Origin of the sequence: Pseudovibrio sp. W74, assembly GCF_001623085.1 — a bacterium.
Classification (GTDB): domain Bacteria; phylum Pseudomonadota; class Alphaproteobacteria; order Rhizobiales; family Stappiaceae; genus Pseudovibrio.
The window spans coordinates 52,854-53,331 of the sequence record NZ_LMCJ01000025.1 but is presented as its reverse complement, the minus strand read 5'-3'; the positions used below and the strand labels follow the sequence as shown (position 1 = coordinate 53,331).

General features: G+C 53.1%; 1 protein-coding gene. It reads right to left on the bottom strand.

The features are described 5' to 3' along the window. Positions 1–42 precede the first annotated feature (42 nt). A partial coding sequence (locus PsW74_RS18500; RefSeq protein ID WP_193777964.1) for a transposase occupies positions 43–478 on the bottom strand: 436 nt, incomplete at its 5' end.

Here is a 478-nt window from a genome sequence, read left to right as displayed (position 1 = left end):
TCCATGCTTATGCTCTGTCGCGAACTTTTAAGGAGGTTCTGGTTAGATCGCCTCCATATCAGCTGTATGGTTGTCAAACTCCGTGCAATTATACAATACGCTCCAGGCGATCCTTGCCAGCTTATTGGCCAGAGCAACGGCCAATTTATTCTTATGCATTCGCTTGGATGCCCGCTCCAGCCAGTCTCCGAAACTCAAGTTCTGCCAAAGTTTCGGGCGCATCATCAAAACGTGTGCCGCCTGCACCAACAACATGCGTAAATAGCGATTTCCGGCTTTCGATATTTTGCCCAGGATGGGCTTGTCTCCTGTACTGTACTGCCGGGGGACCAGGCCCAACCAGGCGCCAAGGTCGCGTCCGCGTTCAAAGGCAGATCCGTTGCTGATGGCGGCCACCAGCGCGGTGGAGATGATGGGTCCGATGTCGGGGATACTCATCAGAAGTTGGCAGCCAACGTCATATTTGCTGATCTGTTCG